Source organism: Amycolatopsis sp. NPDC114504 (assembly GCF_055633595.1).
The window spans coordinates 1604940-1625185 of sequence record NZ_JBVKDU010000002.1; the positions used below are offsets into that span (position 1 = coordinate 1604940).

The following is a 20246-nucleotide window of genomic DNA, read 5'->3' on the forward strand; positions in this document are numbered from 1 at the left end:
CCGGGGAGCAACACGTCGCGAACTCCGGACATTCCGGACTACGAAGCCGCCGCCACCAGACGCGCGTACGAACCGCCGGCCGCCAGCAGCGCCGAGTGCGAGCCCAGCTCCGTGATCCGGCCGCCCTCGACCACCGCCACCCGGTCGGCCGCCGCCGCCGTGTGCAGGCGGTGGGCGATCGCGATCACCGTGCGCCCGGAAAGCACGCTGGTGAGCGAGCGTTCCAGGTCGCGCGCCGAACCCGTGTCCAGCAGCGACGTCGCCTCGTCCAGCACCAGCGTGTGCGGGTCCGCCAGGACCACGCGGGCCAGCGCCAGCTGCTGCGCGATCGCCGCCGGCACCGGGTGCTCGCCCGAGCCCAGCTTCGTGTCGAGCCCGGACGGCAGTGTCGCGACCCAGTCCGACGCGCCCGCCGAGGCCAGGGCCGCCAGCAGCTCGTCGTCCGTCCAGTCGCCACCCGCCCGGCGGGCCGGCAGCGCCAGGTTCTGCCGCAGCGTCCCCGAGAACACGTGGTGCTCCTGGGTCAGCAGCAGGACCTCGCCGCGCAGGACGTCGTCGGCCAGCGACGAGACGTCCTGCCCGCCGATCCGGACCGAGCCCGACGACGGCGCCGCGATGCCCGCCAGCAGCCGGCCGAGCGTCGACTTGCCCGCGCCGGACGGCCCGACGATCGCCAGCCGCTCGCCGCGCGGGACGCGCAGGTCGATGCCGTGCAGCACCTCGCGGTCGGCCGTGTAGGCGAACCGGACGTCGTGCACGTCGATGTCCCGCCCGCGCGGCACCTCCGTCACCTTCGGCGACTCCTCGCGGGACACCGAGTGGATGCCCAGGATCCGGCGCGCCGCGGCCGCCGCGACCTGCAGGTCCTCCAGCCAGAACAGCGCTTCGTTCAGCGGGGCCGACATCGCCTGGACGTACAGCAGCATCGTGGTGATCTCGCCGAGCCCGGCCCAGCCGCGCGTGTACGCGAGCAGCCCGAGCGGCAGCATCACCGCCAGCGGCAGCACGTAGCTGATCTCCAGCGACGGCAGCCACCGCAGCTGCAGCGCCCGCATCCGCCGCTCGCCGAGGATGCTCTGGTCCAGCGCGCCGTGCGCCGCGTCGACGCGCCGCTCGGTCAGCCCGAGCGCCTCGACCGTGCGCGCGCCCTCCGCCGTCTCGTGGACGCTGGTGGTCAGGTCCGCCCACCGGTCGAGCATCCACTGCATCAGCGACGGGATTCGCCGCTGGTACCAGACGTTGACGCTCACCAGCAGCGGAACCGCGATCAGCAGGCCCAGCGAGAGCAGCGGCGACGTCACGACCATCGCGACGACCGTGAACACCACGGTCACCGCCGCGATCAGGATCTCCGGCGCCGCGAACCGCGCCGCGTGGTCGATCCGGCCGAGGTCGGTGGTGGCGCGGCTGAGCAGGTCGCCGGTGCCGGCCGCCTCGACCGTGCCGAGCGGCAGCCGCAGCGCCGTCCCGACGAACTCCTCGCGCGTCTCGGCCAGCACCAGCTCGCCGAACACCGCGCCGCGCATCCGCGCGATCTTCCGCGCCACCGCCTGCAGGATCAGGATCCCGACGAACACCGCCGCCAGCAGGTCGACGCCGGCCGTCGTCGCGCCGGCCGCGACGTCGTCGACCAGCGTGCCGAGCAGCTGCGGCCCGGCCAGCCCGATCAGCGTCGCCACGGCCAGCGAGCCCAGCAGCAGGCCGAACTCGCGCTTGTGGTTTACCGCCGTGCTCATCGCCCAGCGCCGGACGTCCCGCCGGGACGCCGTGGGGAGCCGCTTCACACCGTCACCACCTTTGCCGTGAAGACCTCGTCGGCCACATGTGTCCACAGTGGACTCTGACTGAACACCACCGTCGTCTTGCCGCGGCGCAGGGCCGCGACGCGCTCGGTGATGCGTGCCTCCGTGTGCGCGTCGACCGCCGACGTCGGCTCGTCCAGCACCAGCACGTCGGCGTCGACCGCCAGCGCGCGGGCCAGGTTCAGCCGCTGCCGCTGGCCGCCGGACACCTCGCGCCCGCGCTCGCCGATCACCTCGTCGACGCCGTCGGGCAGCGCCTCGACGATGTCGTCGGCGTCGGCCGCGTACAGCGCTTCGGTGATCCCGACGCCACTCGGCCGCGCCGGCGCCAGCTGCTCGCGCAGCACGCCCGAGAACCAGATGTCCTGGTTGTGCGCGTAGACGACCCGCCGCCGCAGCTCCGCGAGCGCGACGTGGTCCGCCCGGACGCCCCCGACCAGCACCTCTTCGCCCTCGGCCGGGTCGGCGAACCGCGCCAGCCGGTCGGCCACCGCTTCGCCGTCGGCGCCGAAGTCGACGACCGTCAGCCGCCCGGCCGCGACCCGCACGCCGGACTCGGTGTCGACCAGCTCCAGCGGTCCCGCGGGCAGCCGGACCGGCGTCTCCGGGTCGGCCAGCTTCGGGCTGATCGCCAGCAGCGCCACGACCTTTCGCGAGGCGACCAGGCCGGACGTGATCGCGCCGACCGCCTCGGTCGCGGCGGTGACCGGCCAGACGAGGAACGCCGAGACGCCGTAGAACGCCACGAGCTGCCCGATGCCGATCTCCCCGGCCACGGCCAGCCGCGCGCCCAGCCAGGTGATCACCACGGTGACCAGGCCGGGCATCGCGATCTCCGCCGCGGCCAGCCACGCCTCGGCCCGGCCGACGTCGATGCCGGCCAGCCGCACCCGCTGGCTCGTCTCGCGGAAGCGGCTGAAGAACCGCCGCTCCCCGCCGATGCCGCGCAGGATCCGCAGGCCGGACACGATGTCCGCGCCGAGCGCGTTGACGTCGCCGCGCTTCTCGCGTTGCTTCGCCTTGCGCTTCTGCAGCGGCGCCAGCAGCGGCCCGATGCCCAGCACCGCGACCGGCACACCGACCAGCGCGACCACGCCGAGCAGCGGAGACGTCGAGATCAGCCAGATGGCGACCACGACGAACGCGAGCAGCGAGCCGAACGCCCGGCCGGTCATCTCGACGGTGTTGCCGATGTGGTTGATGTCGGTCGTGGAGATCGCGACGAGGTTGCCGGTGGTCGTCTTCTCGCGCAGGCCGGCGCCGACGCGCGTGGTGTGCGCGGACACGGCGCGCTGCGTCGAGCCCGCGCCGTGCAGCCACAGGCCGTAGTTGAGGAAGTGGAGCCAGGTCCCGGTGAGCGTCTGCACCACCCCGAGCAGGGCGGCGGCCAGCGCCCAGCGCCAGACGGCGGCACCGTCGTGCGCGCTGACGGCGCCGATGCCCTGGCCGATCACCAGCGGCACCAGCGCACCGGGCAGCGCCCAGACGACACCGAGCGCGGCGGCGCCCAGCACCGTGCCGAGCCGGGCCCGGAACACGGCGAGCAGGAAGCGGCTCGCGCTCGGCCGCGCGGGCAGCCGCAGCGGCGGAAAGGGATACGTGGCGGAAAGCACGATTCCCGACGGTAAGCCGCCGACCAGCGTAAGGCGACCGATTTTCCGGCGCCCCCACGCTCCGGCCCGCGGGGGTCCCTATGTGGTTGTCAAGCCGCAGCGGGAGCGGGTTCGGGGTGGCGGTAGTGGGTGCCGTTGCGCAGCATCGCGTAGAGGACGTCGCAGCGTCGGCGGGCCAGACAGATGAGGGCGGCGTTGCGCTTCTTCCCCTCGGCCCTCTTCCTGTCGTAGTAGGCACTGCTGGTCGGTCGGACAACGCGGCGAACGCGGCCAGGAAGAACGCGCGTTTGAGCTGGCGGTCGCCGGTCCGAGCGGGGTGCTCGCCCTTGATGCTGGTGCCGGAGCTGGGCGGCGCGCGGCCGGTGTTGTGGTGGGTTGGCGGGGTGTCACGTCCCCGGTGGGCGCGGTCGTCGGCGTCGTGGGGGACTAGTACCCGGTGCAGCGTAAATGGCGGCCGGCCTCAACAACGTCACGGCGAGACCGCCGGGTCCGGTTCCCGCGGTGAAGCATCCGATCGGGTGAACCGGCCGGTTCCGCCTCAACGGCCCGCCGGCGTGGAGCGTGACCGTGCGGGTGCCCGGACCGCGGGCGCCGTCGACAAGGCCCGAACCACAGGAAAGAGAAATTCACGTGGGAACCATGAAGAACGTCGCCCGGACGTCGTTGGCCGTCGGCGGAGCCGTCGCCACGGTGATGGCGTTGACCGGCACCGCGTCAGCGGTCGCGGCACCCCGCAACGGTGTCTGTGACCTGGGCGAGTTCTGCCTGTACTGGGGGAACGGCCTGACCGGCTCGGTGTCCGACTTCAACGGCTCGATCAGCGACTACGGGAGCACTCAGCCGACCTGCTACGAATTCAAGGGCCCCGGCCTCGGCAAGGGTCAGTGCATCCGGAACAACGCCTTGTCGGTGAAGAACAACACGACCGGACACACAATCTTCCTCTACTTCGCCGACAGCCACTTCACCCTGACCGTCGGGCAGCAGCTCAACATCAACAACCGGGACACTTCGCACACCTTCGTCCGCAACTAGGCGGCCCGCCGGATCCGCGGGGATCACGGTTCGACGCCCCCAGGCGAGGGTGCCCGACTGGGTGGCGGTGGCCAGGTCGGTGAACGACGCTGCCGTGCGGTAGCTGTAGTCGTCGGCCTGGTTGAACGCGGACCAGTCGGCTTTGGTCACCCGGACCTGGACCTCGCCGGTGAGTAGCGCGCGGGGCGCCGGAGGCGCTCGGGCCGGCGGCGCCGGGGGCCGGCCTGCTCGGCGGCCCCGGGGCGGGGCTTGTGCTCGGTGGGGACGTGACAGTTTGCTTTTCAGGTAACGGGGGGGACCCCCGGTTTCGACGTTACTCGCGGGGGCCGACAGTTCCGGGCCGGCGTCCGCGAGTTGTCCACAGGCGCGGCTCGCGATGTCGGCTCGCTCACACCCGCCGGCGCGCGGCCGGATTCGGCGGGCCCACCGTCCGGAGTGCCCGGGTGCGCCCCGTATCCTGGCGGCCGTGGCGAACCCTGACACGGACACCGTGACCAGCACCGTTGACACCACCGAGCGCGCCGGGGCGACCCCGGACCACAGTCAGCCCTACCGCGAGCTCGGGCTCGCCGACGACGAGTACGCCCGCATCCGGGAAATCCTCGGCCGCCGGCCCACCGACGCCGAGCTGGCCATGTACTCGGTGATGTGGAGCGAGCACTGCTCCTACAAGTCGTCGAAGAAGCACCTGCGGTACTTCGGGGAGACCGCCACCGACGAGATGAAGGCCAAGATGCTGGCCGGCATCGGCGAGAACGCGGGCGTCGTCGACATCGGCGAGGGCTGGGCGGTCACCTTCAAGGTGGAGAGCCACAACCACCCGTCCTATGTGGAGCCGTACCAGGGCGCCGCGACCGGTGTCGGCGGCATCGTCCGCGACATCATGGCCATGGGCGCGCGCCCGCTCGCGGTCTCGGACGCGCTGCGCTTCGGCCCGGCCGACGCCCCCGACACCAAGCGCGTGCTGCCCGGCGTCGTCGCCGGCGTCGGCGGTTACGGCAACTGCCTCGGCCTGCCGAACATCGGCGGCGAGCTCGTGTTCGACCCGTCGTACTCCGGCAACCCGCTGGTCAACGCGCTGTGCGTCGGCGCGATGCGCGTCGAAGACCTGCACCTGGCGTTCGCGTCCGGCACCGGCAACAAGATCATCCTGTTCGGCGCGCGCACCGGCCTCGACGGCATCGGCGGCGTTTCCGTCCTGGCGAGTGACACCTTTTCGGGTGACGAGTCGGCGTCCGGCCGCAAGAAGCTGCCGAGCGTCCAGGTCGGCGACCCGTTCACCGAGAAGGTGCTCATCGAGTGCTGCCTCGAGCTGTTCGCGCAGAAGCTGGTCGTCGGCATCCAGGACCTCGGCGGCGCCGGGCTGTCCTGCGCGACGTCCGAGCTGGCCGCGGCCGGCGACGGCGGCATGCACGTCTACCTCGACCGCGTTCCGTTGCGCGCCACCGGGATGACCCCCGCCGAGGTGCTTTCGAGCGAGTCGCAGGAGCGCATGTGCGCGGTCGTCTCGCCGGAGAACGTCGAGGCGTTCATGGCGGTCTGCCGCAAGTGGGACGTCATCGCCACCGACATCGGCGAGGTCACCGACGGCGAGCACCTGGTCATCACGTGGAACGACGAGGTCGTCGTCGACGTCCCGGCGCACACCGTGGCGCACCAGGGCCCGGTGTACGACCGGCCGATCGAGCGTCCGTCCACACAGGACGCGCTGATCGCGGACACCTCTTCGAAGCTGCCGCGTCCGTCCACTCCGGACGAACTGCGCGCGGATGTGCTGCGGTTGATCGCGTCGCCCAACCAGGCGTCGAAGGAATGGGTGACGTCGCAGTACGACCGCTACGTGCGGGGTAACTCCGTGCTGTCGCAGCCGTCCGACTCGGGCATGATCCGGATCGACGAGTCGAGTGGCCGCGGCGTCTCGGTGGCGACGGACTGCAACAGCAAGTTCGTCTACCTCGACCCGTACCGCGGCGCGCAGCTGGCGCTGGCGGAGGCGTACCGCAACGTGGCGACGGGCGGCGCGACGCCGGTGGCGGTGTCGGACTGCCTGAACTTCGGCGCGCCGACCGACCCGGGCGTGATGTGGCAGTTCGAGCAGGCCGTGCACGGCATCGCGGACGGTTGCGTCGAGCTGGGCATCCCGGTGACCGGCGGCAACGTGAGCTTCTTCAACCAGACGGGCTCGACGGCGATCCTGCCGACGCCGGTGATCGGCGTCCTCGGCGTGATCGACGACGTGACCCGCCGCATCCCGACGGGCATCGGCGCGGAGGCCGGCGAAACCCTGCTGCTGCTGGGCGAAACGCACGACGAGCTGGACGGTTCGGCGTGGGCCCGCGAGCTCCACGGCCACCTCGGCGGCGTCCCCCCGCGCGTGGACCTGGCGCGCGAGAAGCTCCTGGGCGAGATCCTGGTGGCGGGCTCCCGCGACGGAATGATCTCGGCGGCGCACGACCTTTCGGACGGCGGCCTGATCCAGACGCTGGTCGAGACCGTCCTGATCGGACAGTGCGGCGCCCGCGTGTTCCTCGACGCGGAGCAGGACCCGTTCGTCCAGCTGTTCTCCGAGTCGGCGGGCCGCGTGCTGGTGGCGGTCCCGCGCACGGAGGAGCTCCGCTTCACGGAGATGTGCACGGCGCGCGGGTTGCCGTGGCGCAAGACCGGCGTGGTGGACCCGGAGTCGGGAACGCTGGAGCTCCAGGACATCACGGAGTTCACGCTCGACGAGCTGCGCGAAACCTGGGAGAAGACCCTCCCGGCCCTGTTCGGCTGACCTGTGGACACGTGACCGGAGGGCACCGCGAACTGTCGGTGCCCTCCGCTAGCGTGGAAAACGGGGGCTGCTCAGGGCAGTTCGGTCCCGGCAGGCAACCTGGCCTGGCCGAAATCCGGCGGCATAGCAAAGAAAACGTCCCGGAAACTCACCTCGTCATGCGCGGTGAAGTCGCGGAACCCCGTCCCCGCCCCGAACTTCGTCCGCACGAACTCCACCGGCCCGCGCACGGTCGCTCCGGTCAAGAACACCGAGCCCGAGAACGACGTGTCCGTGAACGACACGCCGTTGACGATCTCCGTCCGCTGCGCGCCCAGCAAGCCGACCTCCTTGCCCGACAGGTTGAACCGGTCGAGCCGGGCGCCGGAAAGGTCGAGCGCGTAAGCCGGTCCGTTCGCGCCCGCGTCCGGGAGCAGCGACCGGATCACCCGCTGGGCCGTGCGCCGGGCCTGCAGCTCGCGCTCGGCGGCGGCCGGGTCGTCGACCTTGTCGAGCTCGGGATGCTTGAACGGACGCCGCAAGTACGCGCACAGCACGTCGAGCACCGTCTGCGTGTACGTCTCGGGTCGCGACCGCGCCACGCCTCCCAGTGCGTGGATCGCCCCGACCCGGACCTGGTCGGCGTCGTGCCCCAGCAGCTCGATCGCCTTCGCGAACCGCTCGTCGGAGATGCGGGTGCGCTCGAGGTCGTGCCGGTCCTCCTCGACGCGCCGGCGGCGGTCGTTCAGCCACAGCCCGTACAACGCCGCGACCGCGCCGCCCGCCAGGCCGGCCGTCTTGAGCGCGTCGCCCCGGGTGGTCGCGCGGTCGGCGAGCAGCCAGACCAGCACTCCGGCGAACGCGGCCGCGCTGACCAGGAACGCCAGTGCCAAGGGTGAGAACCGTTTCACGCGCCCACCTTCGAGACGATCCGGGCTTCGCCGTCGCGGAGCTCCTCCTGCTTCCAGGCCGACGGCAGCAGCACGGTCTTCTCCGACAGGACCCGCGTGTTGTACAGCGAGACCGACGCCGGCAGCGACGCGAACCGCAGGTCCGTCTGACCGCCGAAGAACGTCCGCCCCAGGTCCAGCGAATCGGACGCCACCACGTCGGTGAACACCGCGTCCTTGGCGAACTTCGCGTCCTTGAACGTCGTCCGCCCGGCGAACTCCGTGCTGGTGAAGTCGGCGTCCTCCGCGAAGGCCGTGCCGCTGAACCACGCGTGGCTCTCGAACACCGCTCCACGACAGCGGAAGTGACCGACCAGACGCCCGTCCGCGGTGCCCGCGGCGGTGAAGTACACGCGGCCCTTGAAGCGGCAGCCGCTGAGGTTCGTGCTGCTGTGCAGGGACGCATGCCGCGCCAGGAGACTCCCGATCAGCTTGCCCGAGAGGTCGAAGTACTCGAGCGTCGCGCCGGTCAGGTCCAGGTCGTACGCCGGGCCTTCGGTGTCGCGCGCGGGCAGCAGGTCGGTGATCAGCCGCTGCGCCGTCAACCGGACCGTGAGCTCGCGCTCCGGTTCCGGATCGGCCGAATCCTTTTGCGGCCGCTCGAACGGCCGCCGCAGATAGGAACACAGCACGTCCAGCACCGTCTGCGTGTACTCCGGCCGGCTGCGCGCCAGGCCCGCCAGCGCGTGCATCGCCCCCACCCGCACCTGGTCGGCCGCGTGGCCGAGCAGCTCGACGGCCTTCGCGAACCGCTCGTCGGCCACCCGTTCGCGGTCCAGCTCCGCGCGCTGTGACTCGAGCTCGTGGCGCTGCCGCTCGATCTCCTGACGGCGTTCCTCGACCCGGCGGCGCCGGTCGTTCAGCCACAACGCGTACAGCGCCACGATCGCGCCGCCGGCGAGGCCGCCGGTCTTCAGCGCGTCACTGCGGCTGGTGGCGGGGTCGGTCAGCAACCAGCCGCCGACCCCGACCAGCAGCACCACTGCCGCGAGGAACGTCCACGCCAGCGGTGATCGCCACAGCTTCACCGGGTCAGGACACCAGCATCGTGCTGACGCAGAAGCCCTTGTCGTCGAAGTTCGTCGCGCTCAGCGTGCCCTTGACGTTCTTGCCTGCGGACGTCCCGGTGACCTGGCCCTCGACGAGGAACTCGTCGTCCGGCACCTCGCCGAGCTCCAGCTGCAGCGGCGGCTTGAGGAACGTCTTGAGCCACGAGTCGAGCAGGTCCTTCGAGTCCGAGCAGCCCAGCGCGAGCGCGCCGGGGGTGTCGCCCGCGTTCAGCTTGTCGATGAAGCCCTGCAGCACGACCTTGGCGTCCGCCCCGCCGCCGCTCGGCGAAGATGGCTTCGTGGTCGGCGTCTTCTTGGGGGTCGTCTTCGGCGCCGTGGGCTTGGCGGACGTGCTCGACGACGGCGGAGCCGCGACGTTGTTGTTGTCCTTCGACAGGAAGAAGCCGGGCGCGACGAAGCCGGTGATCCCCACGGCGGCGAGCAGGACGACGACGGCACCGATGGTGATCCACAGCCCGGTCTTGCCCTGCTTCGGCGGCGCCGGCGGCCCGCCGAAGCCCTGGCCGTAGCCCCCGGACTGGTCCCAGCCCGCCATCTGGCCGCCCTGGTTGGGATCCCAGGCCTGCTGGCCGTACTGCTGCGCGTTCGGGTCCGCCCACGCCGACTGCTGCTGCGCGTTCGGGTCGCCCCAAGCCTGCTGCTGCTGGGCGTTCGGGTCACCCCACTGCGGCGGCTGGCTCGCCGGGAACCCGCCCGACGGGTAGCCCTGCTGCTGTTGCTGGCTCGGGTCCCAGCCCTGCGGGTACTGCTGCGTCGGGTACGGCTGTTGCTGCTGCTGGTTGGGGTCCCACCCACCCTGCTGCGGGTACGGCTGCTGCTGGAAGCCGCCGGACTGCGGCTGCTGGCCGTACGGGTCGGGCTGGCCGGGCTGGCCCGGCTGAGGCGGGTACGTCATCTTCATGCCTTCCGGGCGCTGGGTGTTCGTGCGCTTCCGACGTCCGCAAGGCCCGTGTGGTTCCCCCAGGACGTGGTGAGCAGCATTCTGCAAGCTCGGACGGTACGGCATGAAACCGGCTCCCGGGCGCGACGACGCGAAACTGCGTTCCGGGGGTTCCCGGTGGAGCCCACAGTCGTCACGAACCGGGAGCCGGGGGTGCGGGTCAGCCGGCGGCGAGTGCCTGGAGCCGGTCGTAGGCACCGTTGAAGGTGTCCTGGTCCAACGGGCTCGAGGTGTACTGCCAGACGGTGTAGACGCTCCAGCCGTACGGCAGCGTGCCCACCGACGACGCGTACCGCGCGACCCACAGCGGGGCCGTGCTGGAGAAGTCACCGCTGACGCACTGGTTCCACCAGCTCGTCGACGTGTAGATCGCCGGGTAGCGGCCGGTCCGGGCGTGGTAGGTGTCGTGGAAGTCGAGGATCCACGCCGTCATCGCCGCCTTGCTCAGGCCGTAGCAGGTGGCGCCGTACGGGTTGTACTCCATGTCCAGCGCCCCGGGCAGCGTCCGGCCGTCGCCCGACCAGCCGCCGCCGTGGGCGACGAAGTAGTTCGCCTGCGCCGCGCCGCTCGCCGTGTTCGGGGTCGCGAAGTGGTAGGCGCCGCGGATGAAGCCCTGGTTGTAGGAGCCGTTGTACTGCTGCGCGAAGTACGGGTTCGTGTAGCTGGTGCTCTCGGTGGCCTTGGTCCAGACGAACCGCTTGCCCTGGTTCCACCAGTTCGCCCAGTCGACGTTGCCCTGGTAGCTGGCGACGTCCATGCCGGCCACGGTGGCCAGCACCTGACCGGGGATGGCCTGGGCGGGCTGCGGCTGCTGCGCCGCCTTCTGCGAGTCCGGCGTCGACTTGTCGCCTTCGACGCGCCGGATCTGCGACCCCAGTTCGTGGTTGTGCTGTGCGATGTCCGCGTTGATCGCGGCCACGGGGTCGGCTTCGGGGGAGAAGGTCGCCGCCTGGGCCGTGCTGCCGAGCAGGAGCAGCGTGGCCGGGACGACCAGGGCGGCGAACAACCGCCCTCTTCGGGAAGTGGACATCGTTGAATCCCTTCACAGATACCCTCGCTGAGGACGGCTTACTGCAGGTAGCCGCCCGTGCACGATTGTGAGGACGAAGGGGCGCTTTGTCACTCAGTTCCGTGAAATTGGGTATACGCGTGGGTGATTTTCCCGGGAAGAAGATCGTCAACCGGTGACCGGTTAACACCTATAATTCGTGAGGCCGGTCAGCCGAGCGCGAGGGCGCGCAGCCGGTCGGCCGGGCCGTTGAACCAGTTCTGGTCGCCGGGCAGGGAACCGCTGTCGGCGAACTGCCAGATCGTGTGGACGCTCCAGCTCGCGGGCAGCTCGCCGATGAAGGTGTTGTAGCGGGCGATCCACAGCGGATTGCCGCCGAAGCCGCCGTTGTTCGCGGTGCAGCGCTTCCACCAGCTCGTCGACGTGTAGATCGTCGGGTAGCGCCCGGTGGCCGCGCGGTAGGTCTCGGAGAAGTCGCTGATCCAGCGGACCATCCCGCCCGCGTCCTTGCCGTAGCAGGTTTCGCCGTACGGGTTGTACTCCGCGTCGAGCGCGCCGGGCAGGGTCCGGCCGTCGGCCGACCAGCCGCCGCCGTGGGCCAGGAAGTAGCGCGCCTGCGACGCGCCGTCGGAGATGTCCGGCCGGGCGAAGTGGTAGGCGCCGCGGATCAGGCCGGCGTCGTAGGAGCCGTTGTACTGCTGGGCGAACTGCGGGTTGACGAACCCGGTGCCTTCGGTCGCCTTGACGTAGACGAACTTCGCGCCCGTCCGCGCCGCGCCGGGCCAGTCGACCGGGCCCTGGTGCCCGCTGACGTCGTGGCCGAGCTCCTGGTCGTCGGTCGCGTACTGCACGCCGGGCGTCGAGTCGACGCCTTCGACCTTGGCGATCTGCGAACCGGCGAAGTGGTCCTCGGCGCCCGCGTAGATGTCGTCGGCCCTCGCCGGCGCCTGTCCGGCGACGAGCACGACGGCGGTGACGAAGGGAAGCAGCGAACGACCTCTTAAGAACGGCACAGCACCCTCAAGCTCCCCACCAGTCTCGTGAGTCTTGTCCAGCCTCACGATGCACCCGAGTCGCCGGATCGGCGACTCGGGTGTTCACTCGATGGGGTTAAACCCGCAGGTCAGCGCTGTTCGTCGGCCAGCGCCTTCAGCAGGTGCTCGGCCGGGACGACGGCGGTGATCAGGTCGTGCGGGTTGATCGCGACGGGGTGTCCGCCCAGCAGGCTGACGATGTCCCGGCCCACGACCGCGCGGGCGTGCGGCCACTCGCGCGGCACCAGCGCCTTGCGCGTGTAGGCGGGCACCATGACCCGGCCGTCGGTGTTGTGGAAGCCGATCACGGTGCGCTGCACCGGCGACATCGCGTAGACGAACAGCGTCGAGTCGAGGACGACCTTCGGCAGGTCCGACGCCGGCCGGTGCTCGGTGCGGACGAGCTGCAGCAGCTGCTCGAGGTCGTTCGACGGCTCCGGGAAGCCGAGCGCCTTGGGCGAGGGCCGGTAGCGGTCGTTGGGGTGGAAGTCGGCGACGACGTCGCCCGCGCCGTTCACCGGGTAGGCCCCGACGACCGCCCACGACGGCACCGGGCCGTTCGGGTCGAAGGCTTCGTCGATGACGTAGAGCCAGCTGTCGGGGTTGGCGCGGGCGTTCGCGCGCATCTCCGCGGTGATCTCGGGCGTGCCGTGCTTGCCGGAGCGCCGCGCCTGCTGGCCGCGCCGCGCGGCGCGGTTGTGCTTGCTGTGCTTGCCCGGGCGATCGGCCCCGCTTCCGGTGGGCTGCTGCGAAACCATCCGATCCGCCTCGTCCCGCTGCGCCATCTCATCCCCACGTTCCGGGTGTGCCTGAAAAGTCTTGGTGCGCCACTCTACTGTTTGCCCATGGCCTCTTCGCGTTCGGTCGACCCCGGACAGTTACGTGCGGCGGTGCTGGCGATTTCGGCGTGGCTGCAAGGCGACGCGCCCGATCCGGCGCGGCCGGAGCTGGCCGCGGCGGTCCGGCTCAGCCTGCGCGCGCTCGCGGCCGACGCGCCGGGCCGCACGGTCGAGGTCCGCGTGCCGCCGTTCGCGGCGGTGCAGTGCGTCGACGGCCCGCGGCACACCCGCGGCAACCCGCCGAACGTGATCGAGACGGACCCGCGCACCTGGCTGGAACTGGCCACCGGCCGGTTGGACTGGACCACGGCGGTGGCGGACGGCCGGGTGTCCGCATCGGGCACCCGGGCCGACCTTTCCCACTGGCTCCCCCTCATCCGGATCTGACGGACCCGGGGGCGCGACGGGCTACGGCTTGCGGCCGACCCCGCCGGAGATGGTCCGCTGCGCGACGTTGAGCTCCTTGAGCCGCGGGCCGTCCGGCCACCAGTCGGCGCACAGCGTCACACCGGGGTCGACGAGCTCGAGGCCGGCGAACAGCGCCTCGATCTCCTTCTGCGTCCGGAACGTGCCGGAGCCCATCGGGCTGTGCAGGAAGAAGTCCTCCATGCGGCGCGCGGTCGCGGAGTCCTCGTTCTCGGGGTCGGAGAAGTGGCTGAGCCCGACGAAGGAGCCGGACGGCAGCGCGTCGACGTACTCCCGCATGATCTCGGCCGGCCGGTCGTGGTCGCCCTTGAAGTGGTGCAGCGTGCCCATCTGCAGCAGCACGAGCGGCTGGGTGAAGTCGATGTGCTCGCGGACGACCTCGTTCTGCAGGATCCGCTGCGGCTCGAAGATGTCTTCGGCGACGAAGTGGGTGTGCTCGTTCTCTTCGAGCAGCGCGCGGCCGTGCGCGAGGACCACCGGGTCGTTGTCGACGTAGACGACCTTGGTCTCCGGGTTGATCCGCTGGACGACCTGGTGGGTGTTCTCGGCCGTCGGCAGGCCGGATCCGAGGTCGAGGAACTGGGTGATGCCGGTCTGGCTGGCGAGGAACCGGCACGCGCGGATGAGGAAACCGCGGTTTTCGAAGGCGAGGTCCTGAGCCTCCGGTGCGGCCTGCTGCACCTTGTGCAGGACCTCCCGGTCGATCTCGTAGTTGTCCTTCCCGAGCAGGAAGGCGTCGTACACGCGCGCGATGCTCGCTCGGGTCGGGTCGACCCCCACGGGAACTCGTTCGGTCCGGGTCGCGGCGTCGGGCATGTTGAACCTCGCAAGTTCTGTGTCGAAAGTCTCGTACTCTACGTAGAGTAGGCCGACGCGCGCATGGGGTAAACCGGGTCACCTCTTTGCGCAGGACGGGTTAACGTGTACTTTCGGTAGTCGGGCTAGAACCCCCTGGTGACGTGAGCGCGGAAGGTCCGGTAATGAACGCGGTGAACGCGTCCGCAGGCGAGCAGAACATCGGCCCCACTGCGCGCCGGATGATCCTGGGCTCGCAGCTGCGGCGGCTCCGTGAAGAGGCCGGCGTCACCCGCCAGCAGGCCGGGTACAACATCCGCGGGTCCGAATCGAAGATCAGCCGCCTGGAACTGGGCCGCGTCGGCTTCAAGGAGCGCGACGTCACCGACCTGCTGACGATGTACGGCGTCGACGACGCGACCGAGCGCCAGACGTTCCTCGACATGGTCAAGCAGTCGAACGAGCCGGGCTGGTGGCGGCGCTTCGGCGACACGATGCCGAACTGGTTCACCGACCTCGTCGGCCTCGAAGAAGCCGCCGCGCGAATCCAGATCTGGGAGCCGCTGTACGTCTCGGGGCTGCTGCAGATCGAGGGGTACGCACGGGCGATCTTCAGTCACGGCCGCCCGGAGATGGCCGACGAGCGCGTCGACCAGCTGGTCGCGCTGCGCATGCGGCGGCAGAAGATGTTCAGCAGGCCGGACGCGCCCCGCGTGTGGATGGTGCTCGACGAGTCCGTCCTGCACCGGCCGATCGGCGGGATGAAGGTGCTCAAGCAGCAGATCGAGTACCTGCTGGAGATGAGCGCGCTGCCGCACGTGTCGGTGCAGATCCTCCCGTTCTCCCGCAGCGGGCTGTCCGCGGAGCACGCCTTTTCGCTGCTGCGGTTCGGCGAGCCGGAACTGCCGAACATCGCGTACGTCGAGTACCTGACCGGCGCGCACTACATCGAGAAGCGCGAAGAGATCGAGAAGTACAGCCGCTCGCTGGACATGCTGGCGGTCGACTCCGAGACTCCGGAGCGCAGCCGCGCGCTCCTCGCGAAGCGGCGCGCCGAAATCTGAGAACGTCCTGGTGAACCGGTTCGCCGGCGCCGACGTGTTCCCGTTGAGTGGTCACCGGGCGTATCCGCGATCCGCCGCCGGTCCCTCCGGCTGTCCCGATGATCGGTGACTACTCGTAGTTGTTCACCCATTAGGGTCGCTAACTATCACCCGATAGGTTAACCGTGACCTGGTGATTCTTTACCGTCCGAGAACTTTGCAAGAAATTCTGCACGTGCATTTACCGTTGCAGGCACACGTGCTAGCCTCCGATACGCGGGCAAATGCACATGCATATGCGCTGCCCGGAAGGTTTTCCGCATCGAGAGGTGGGACCATGGCAGAGCGATTCGAGAACGGCATCCCGGCCGATCGGCTGTCCGGGGCCGAGTGGCGCAAGGCGAGCTACAGCGGCTCGGTCGGCAACTGCGTCGAGGTCGCGCCGCTGTCCACCGGCGAGATCGCGATGCGCAACTCGCGGTTCCCGACCGGTCCGGCGCTCGTCTACACGCGCGCGGAGATGGCGGCCTTCCTGGCCGGCGCCAAGGACGGTGAGTTCGACGATGTCCTCGGCTGAGGCCGTCGCCCCCGTCTTCGACATCGAAACCGGACTTCAGGAGCTGGTGGCTCGCGGCTACCAGTTCGTCCACCCCGCCGACGAGCGCGGCGAGGTCCTCGCTGTCGTCGGCGTGCGGGTGCACGACGACGTGGTGGACGTCGTCCGGCTCAACGCCGAAGACGACGTCGTGGCGACCCGGATGCCCGGTACCGAAGACAACATCTTCGAGCCGGAACACTGGTTGTGGCGCCGCAGCGGCGAAGGCGCCCAAGTGCTCACGGAGATCCTCTCGCTGCCGGATGCTTGCTAGACATGAAGACTTCAGGCCCTGTCCGAAGTGGTCAGTACCACGTCGGGCGGGGCCTGACCCATGTCCGCACCGTCTACACTGAAAGCGGCCCGACCACGTCTTCCCAGGAGCTCCTCGGTGGTTTCCGACCCGCAAGTCGTGTCCGACCAGCCCGACCCGGAACCCCGTGAGGAGTGTGGCGTCTTCGGCGTCTGGGCTCCCGGGGAAGAAGTCGCGAAGCTGACCTACTACGGCCTTTACGCCCTGCAGCACCGAGGGCAGGAGGCCGCCGGCATCTCCGTCTCCGACGGCTCGCAGATCGTGGTCTTCAAGGACCTCGGCCTGGTCAGCCAGGTGTTCGACGAGCAGATCCTGCAGTCGCTGCAGGGGCACATCGCCGTCGGCCACTGCCGGTACTCGACCACCGGCGCCACCATCTGGGAGAACGCCCAGCCGATCTTCCGCACGACGGCGACCGGCAGCGGCCTTTCCTTCGCGCACAACGGCAACCTCGTCAACACGGCCGAGCTGCGCGAGCGCACCATCGACGCCGGGCTCAAGCCGCACGCGGGCCTCACCGGTTCGTCGAGCGACTCCGACCTGATCTGCGGGCTGCTCGCCGCGAACGCCGCCGACAAGGGCATCGAAGCCGCCGCGATGGAGCTGCTGCCCACGCTCAAGGGCGCCTTCTGCCTGGTCTTCGCCGACGAGAACACGCTCTACGCGGCGCGTGACCCGCACGGCGTACACCCGTTGGTGCTCGGCCGGCTCGAGCGCGGCTGGGTCGTCTCGAGCGAGACGGCGGGCCTCGACATCGTCGGCGCGTCCTTCGTCCGCGAGGTCGAGCCCGGCGAGCTGATCGCCATCGACGCCGCCGGTCTGCGTTCTTCGCGGTTCGCGAACCCGGACCCCAAGGGCTGTGTCTTCGAATACGTCTACCTCGCCCGCCCCGACACCACGATCGCCGGCCGCGGGGTGCACGCCACCCGCGTCGACATCGGCCGCCGGCTCGCCGGTGAGCAGCCGGTCGAGGCCGACCTGGTGATGCCGGTGCCGGAGTCCGGCACGCCGGCGGCGATCGGGTACGCGCAGGGCTCGGGCATCCCGTACGGCACCGGCCTGGTGAAGAACGCCTACGTCGGGCGCACGTTCATCCAGCCGTCGCAGACCATCCGCCAGCTCGGCATCCGCCTCAAGCTCAACCCGCTGCGTGACGTCATCCGCGGCAAGCGCCTGGTCGTGGTAGACGACTCGATCGTCCGCGGCAACACCCAGCGCGCGCTGGTCCGGATGCTGCGGGAGGCCGGCGCGCTCGAGGTGCACGTCCGGATCGCGTCACCGCCCGTGCGCTGGCCGTGCTTCTACGGCATCGACTTCGCGTCGCGGGCCGAGCTGGTCGCGAACGGCGTCGACCTCGACGGCATCCGGCGCTCGATCGGAGCCGACTCCCTGGGCTACATTTCCCTCGACGGCCTGGTCGCGGCCACGGAGCAGCCGAAGACGCGGCTGTGCACCGCGTGCTTCTCCGGCGAGTACCCGATCCCGCTGCCCGAGGACGCGCTGATCGGGAAGCACCTGCTCGAAAGCCTCGACTCGGTCAATGGCGCGGCAACTCCGGTCAGCTCGGCCGGGTACGGTGCCGAAGACGCCGTCCGGCGTCCCTAGCAGTTCCTTCCAGAGGGAGTCCTTCCACCGTGAGCGAGTCCACGAGCGCCACGTACGCCGCCGCCGGCGTCAGCATCGACGCCGGCGACCAAGCCGTCGAGCTGCTCAAGCCGCACGCCGAGCGGGCCACGCGCCCCGAGGTCATGGGTGGCGTCGGCGGCTTCGCCGGGCTCTTCTCCCTGAAGCTCGACAAGTGGAAGGAGCCGGTGCTCGCGTCGTCGACCGACGGCGTCGGCACCAAGATCGCGGTCGCGCAGGCGCTGGACAAGCACGACACGGTCGGCATCGACCTGGTCGCCATGGTCGTCGACGACCTCGTCGTGACCGGCGCCGAGCCGCTGTTCCTGCAGGACTACATCGCCGTCGGCAAGGTGCACCCGGAGAAGATCGCCGCGCTGGTCGGCGGCATCGCCGAAGGCTGCGTCCAGGCCGGCTGCGCGCTGCTGGGCGGCGAGACCGCCGAGCACCCCGGCCTGATGGGCGAGCACGACTACGACATGTCGGCCACCGGCGTCGGCGTCGTCGAGGCGTCGCAGCTGCTCTCGCCGGAGAAGGTCCGTCCGGGTGACGTCGTGCTGGCGCTCGGCTCGTCGGGCCTGCACTCGAACGGGTACTCCCTGGCCCGGCACGTGCTGCTGGACATCGCGCGGATGCCGCTCGGCGGCCACGTCGAGGAGTTCGGCCGCACCCTCGGCGAGGAGATGCTGGAGCCGACGCGGATCTACGCGAAGGACTGCCTCGCGCTGGCCGCGGAGACCGAGGTCCGGACGTTCGCGCACATCACCGGCGGTGGCCTGGAGGCCAACCTCGCCCGCGTGATGCCGCGCGGCCTGGTCGCCCGGCTCGACCGCGGCACGTGGACGCCGGCGCCGGTGTTCGCGGTGATCGGCCAGCGCGGCAAGGTCGAGCGGGCCGAGCTGGAGAAGACCTTCAACATGGGCGTCGGCATGGTCGCGATCGTCGGCGCCGAAGACGTCGACCGCGCGCTGGCGATGCTGACCGCGCGGCACCTGCCGGCGTGGGTGCTGGGCGACGTCCAGCCCGCCGACGACGTCGACGGCCCGCGCGCCGTGCTTTCCGGCGACCACCCGCGGTTCTGACAGCGTCCTTTGAAAGAAGCCACTTGATCGGGGCTGTCACACTGGTGACATGGCAGCCGAAGACGTGGTGATCGGCTCCCGGTTCACGATCCCGGGAGCCGAGTTGAGCGAGCGCTTTTCGCGCTCGTCCGGCCCGGGCGGCCAGGGCGTGAACACCACCGACTCGCGCGTCGAGCTGTCCTTCGACGTCGCTTCGTCGCCGTCGATCCCCGAGCACCTGCGCGACCGGGTCCTGGCCGGGCTCGGCTCGCGGCTGGTCGACGGCGTCCTGACGATCGCGGCCAGCGAACACCGCTCCCAGCTGCAGAACCGGGAAGCGGCCCGGGGCCGCCTGGCGAACCTCCTGCGCGACGCGTCGGCGCCGCCGCCCGCCAAGCGACGCCCCACGAAGCCCTCTCGGGGTTCGAAGGAGCGCCGCCTGGCGTCGAAGAAGCGCCGGAGCGACGTCAAACGAGGCCGCTCCGGCCGTCTGAACGACTAGCCCAAGGACAGGTGCACGCACTCGCCCGCCGGCCGGTAGCCGACGCGGGCGTAGACGTTCCCGATCCCCAGGTCGCCCGGGGTGAGGAACGCGGTGTGCGCGCCGGCCTCGTGGACGTCGCGGGTGAGGCGCGCGGTGAGCGCCGCGGCGATCCCGCGCCCCCGGTACGCCTCGAGCACGGCGATCCCGGCGACCTCGGTGGTGCCGTCGACGATGTCGAGCGCGACCCCGCCGCCGACGACCACGCCGTCCTCTTCCGCGAGGAGGTGGCGCCCGGTGGTCTTCAGCCGGTCGACCTCGGCGTCGCTGATCTCCGGTGCCTCGCCGAACGCGATGTTCTGCGCGCCTCGCATGCGCCGGAAGTCTTCGCCGGACTCCGGGGCCCGCAGCCGGACCCCCGCCGGAGCCGGCCGGTCGACCCGATCGGCCGCCGTGCAGGTCATCAGCGGCACCCGGCGCTCGAGCCCGTACCCCGCCTCGACCAGCAGTTTCTCCAGGTCGGGGGCGACGTCGGTGAAGTACTCGAGCCGCGGGAGCAGGTCCCGCCGCCGGAACGCCTCGGTCAGGGCGTCGATCTCGGCCGGCGTCGGCTTCGCGCCGTCGTCCGGGATCGCGTAGTTGAGCATCGGGTGGGCCGTACCCGGTGAGTAGGTGGCCAGGAAGGGGCCGACCCGCTCGGTGTCCCGGCCACGCGGTGCCGTCTTGCGGACATAGCTCTGGATAGCGGACATCGCTGGGTTGGAGCCTTTCGAGAGCGTGTCAAGGAACCGCGGCCCCGATCGGGCTCGCGGGCGGAACGCTGGGCGTCGGGCCTAGCGGGGGCCGACGCCGGAGGCGGCGCCAG

General features: G+C 70.7%; 19 protein-coding genes and 1 pseudogene. 9 read left to right on the forward strand and 11 right to left on the reverse strand.

What is annotated here, in order from left to right; genetic code table 11:
* Positions 1-38: 38 nt before the first annotated feature.
* The 3 genes and pseudogenes from ACZ7PG_RS19610 to ACZ7PG_RS19620 all read right to left on the reverse strand — a co-directional run.
* Positions 39-1784, reverse strand: coding sequence for an ABC transporter ATP-binding protein (locus ACZ7PG_RS19610; RefSeq protein ID WP_470240434.1), 1746 nt, complete (start codon positions 1782-1784; stop codon positions 39-41).
* Positions 1781-3415 (reverse strand): ABC transporter ATP-binding protein, encoded by a 1635-nt coding sequence (locus tag ACZ7PG_RS19615; RefSeq protein WP_470240435.1) that lies wholly within the window; start codon positions 3413-3415, stop codon positions 1781-1783. The genes ACZ7PG_RS19610 and ACZ7PG_RS19615 overlap by 4 nt, the downstream gene beginning before the upstream one ends.
* 89 nt (positions 3416-3504) lie before the next feature.
* A pseudogene (locus ACZ7PG_RS19620) lies at positions 3505-3776 on the reverse strand (IS110 family transposase); the annotation flags it as partial.
* A 278-nt stretch (positions 3777-4054) separates the two neighbouring features.
* Here ACZ7PG_RS19620 and ACZ7PG_RS19625 point away from each other — a divergent pair.
* Complete coding sequence (locus tag ACZ7PG_RS19625) at positions 4055-4450, forward strand: peptidase inhibitor family I36 protein (protein ID WP_470240436.1); 396 nt, start codon at positions 4055-4057, stop codon at positions 4448-4450.
* A 490-nt stretch (positions 4451-4940) separates the two neighbouring features.
* The gene (purL, locus tag ACZ7PG_RS19630; protein ID WP_470240812.1) at positions 4941-7223 is read left to right on the forward strand and encodes a phosphoribosylformylglycinamidine synthase subunit PurL; all 2283 of its coding nucleotides are present in this window, start codon (positions 4941-4943) and stop codon (positions 7221-7223) included.
* A 71-nt stretch (positions 7224-7294) separates the two neighbouring features.
* On the opposite strand, the gene ACZ7PG_RS19635 is transcribed toward purL, so the two are convergent.
* The 6 genes from ACZ7PG_RS19635 to ACZ7PG_RS19660 all read right to left on the reverse strand — a co-directional run bounded on the left by ACZ7PG_RS19635 (position 7295) and on the right by ACZ7PG_RS19660 (position 12990).
* A complete protein-coding gene (locus ACZ7PG_RS19635) occupies positions 7295-8113 on the reverse strand; it encodes a pentapeptide repeat-containing protein (protein ID WP_470240437.1) in 819 nt (272 codons plus the stop codon).
* Entirely contained in the window at positions 8110-9180 is a 1071-nt protein-coding gene (locus tag ACZ7PG_RS19640) for a pentapeptide repeat-containing protein (RefSeq protein ID WP_470240438.1), read from the reverse strand. Before ACZ7PG_RS19640 ends, ACZ7PG_RS19635 begins: the two co-directional genes overlap by 4 nt.
* Before the next feature lie 4 nt (positions 9181-9184).
* Positions 9185-10117: a hypothetical protein gene (locus ACZ7PG_RS19645; protein WP_470240439.1), complete on the reverse strand. Its 933-nt coding sequence runs from the start codon at positions 10115-10117 to the stop codon at positions 9185-9187.
* A 205-nt stretch (positions 10118-10322) separates the two neighbouring features.
* A complete protein-coding gene (locus ACZ7PG_RS19650; protein WP_470240440.1) occupies positions 10323-11192 on the reverse strand; it encodes a lysozyme in 870 nt (289 codons plus the stop codon).
* Positions 11193-11380: 188 nt separating this feature from the next.
* Positions 11381-12184 (reverse strand): lysozyme, encoded by an 804-nt coding sequence (locus ACZ7PG_RS19655; RefSeq protein WP_470240441.1) that lies wholly within the window; start codon positions 12182-12184, stop codon positions 11381-11383.
* A gap of 110 nt (positions 12185-12294) precedes the next feature.
* Positions 12295-12990 carry a type VII secretion system-associated protein gene (locus tag ACZ7PG_RS19660; protein ID WP_470240442.1) on the reverse strand — a complete coding sequence of 232 codons (696 nt, stop codon included), beginning with the start codon at positions 12988-12990 and terminating at the stop codon, positions 12295-12297.
* 60 nt (positions 12991-13050) lie between these two features.
* On the opposite strand from ACZ7PG_RS19660, the gene ACZ7PG_RS19665 reads away from it, so the two are divergent.
* The gene (locus ACZ7PG_RS19665) at positions 13051-13431 is read left to right on the forward strand and encodes a sterol carrier family protein (protein WP_470240443.1); all 381 of its coding nucleotides are present in this window, start codon (positions 13051-13053) and stop codon (positions 13429-13431) included.
* Between the two features lie 21 nt (positions 13432-13452).
* Here the strand turns inward: ACZ7PG_RS19665 and ACZ7PG_RS19670 are convergent, their stop codons facing one another.
* Positions 13453-14250, reverse strand: coding sequence for an SAM-dependent methyltransferase (locus tag ACZ7PG_RS19670; RefSeq protein ID WP_470240444.1), 798 nt, complete (start codon positions 14248-14250; stop codon positions 13453-13455).
* 200 nt (positions 14251-14450) lie between these two features.
* Between ACZ7PG_RS19670 and ACZ7PG_RS19675 the strand changes: the two genes are divergently transcribed.
* The 6 genes from ACZ7PG_RS19675 (at position 14451) to arfB (ending at position 19402) form a co-directional block, all read left to right on the forward strand.
* Entirely contained in the window at positions 14451-15329 is an 879-nt protein-coding gene (locus ACZ7PG_RS19675) for a helix-turn-helix domain-containing protein (RefSeq protein WP_470240445.1), read from the forward strand.
* A gap of 316 nt (positions 15330-15645) precedes the next feature.
* Positions 15646-15885, forward strand: coding sequence for a DUF397 domain-containing protein (locus ACZ7PG_RS19680; RefSeq protein WP_470240446.1), 240 nt, complete (start codon positions 15646-15648; stop codon positions 15883-15885).
* Positions 15872-16177 carry a hypothetical protein gene (locus ACZ7PG_RS19685; protein ID WP_470240447.1) on the forward strand — a complete coding sequence of 102 codons (306 nt, stop codon included), beginning with the start codon at positions 15872-15874 and terminating at the stop codon, positions 16175-16177. Before ACZ7PG_RS19680 ends, ACZ7PG_RS19685 begins: the two co-directional genes overlap by 14 nt.
* 117 nt (positions 16178-16294) lie before the next feature.
* On the forward strand, positions 16295-17821 hold the full coding sequence (purF, locus tag ACZ7PG_RS19690; protein ID WP_470240448.1) for an amidophosphoribosyltransferase: 1527 nt from the start codon (positions 16295-16297) through the stop codon (positions 17819-17821).
* 29 nt (positions 17822-17850) lie between these two features.
* On the forward strand, positions 17851-18921 hold the full coding sequence (gene purM / locus ACZ7PG_RS19695; RefSeq protein ID WP_470240449.1) for a phosphoribosylformylglycinamidine cyclo-ligase: 1071 nt from the start codon (positions 17851-17853) through the stop codon (positions 18919-18921).
* Positions 18922-18970: 49 nt separating this feature from the next.
* Positions 18971-19402 carry an alternative ribosome rescue aminoacyl-tRNA hydrolase ArfB gene (gene arfB, locus ACZ7PG_RS19700; RefSeq protein ID WP_470240450.1) on the forward strand — a complete coding sequence of 144 codons (432 nt, stop codon included), beginning with the start codon at positions 18971-18973 and terminating at the stop codon, positions 19400-19402.
* Here the strand turns inward: arfB and ACZ7PG_RS19705 are convergent.
* Entirely contained in the window at positions 19399-20133 is a 735-nt protein-coding gene (locus ACZ7PG_RS19705) for a GNAT family N-acetyltransferase (RefSeq protein ID WP_470240451.1), read from the reverse strand. The genes arfB and ACZ7PG_RS19705 overlap by 4 nt on opposite strands.
* Positions 20134-20246 lie beyond the last annotated feature (113 nt).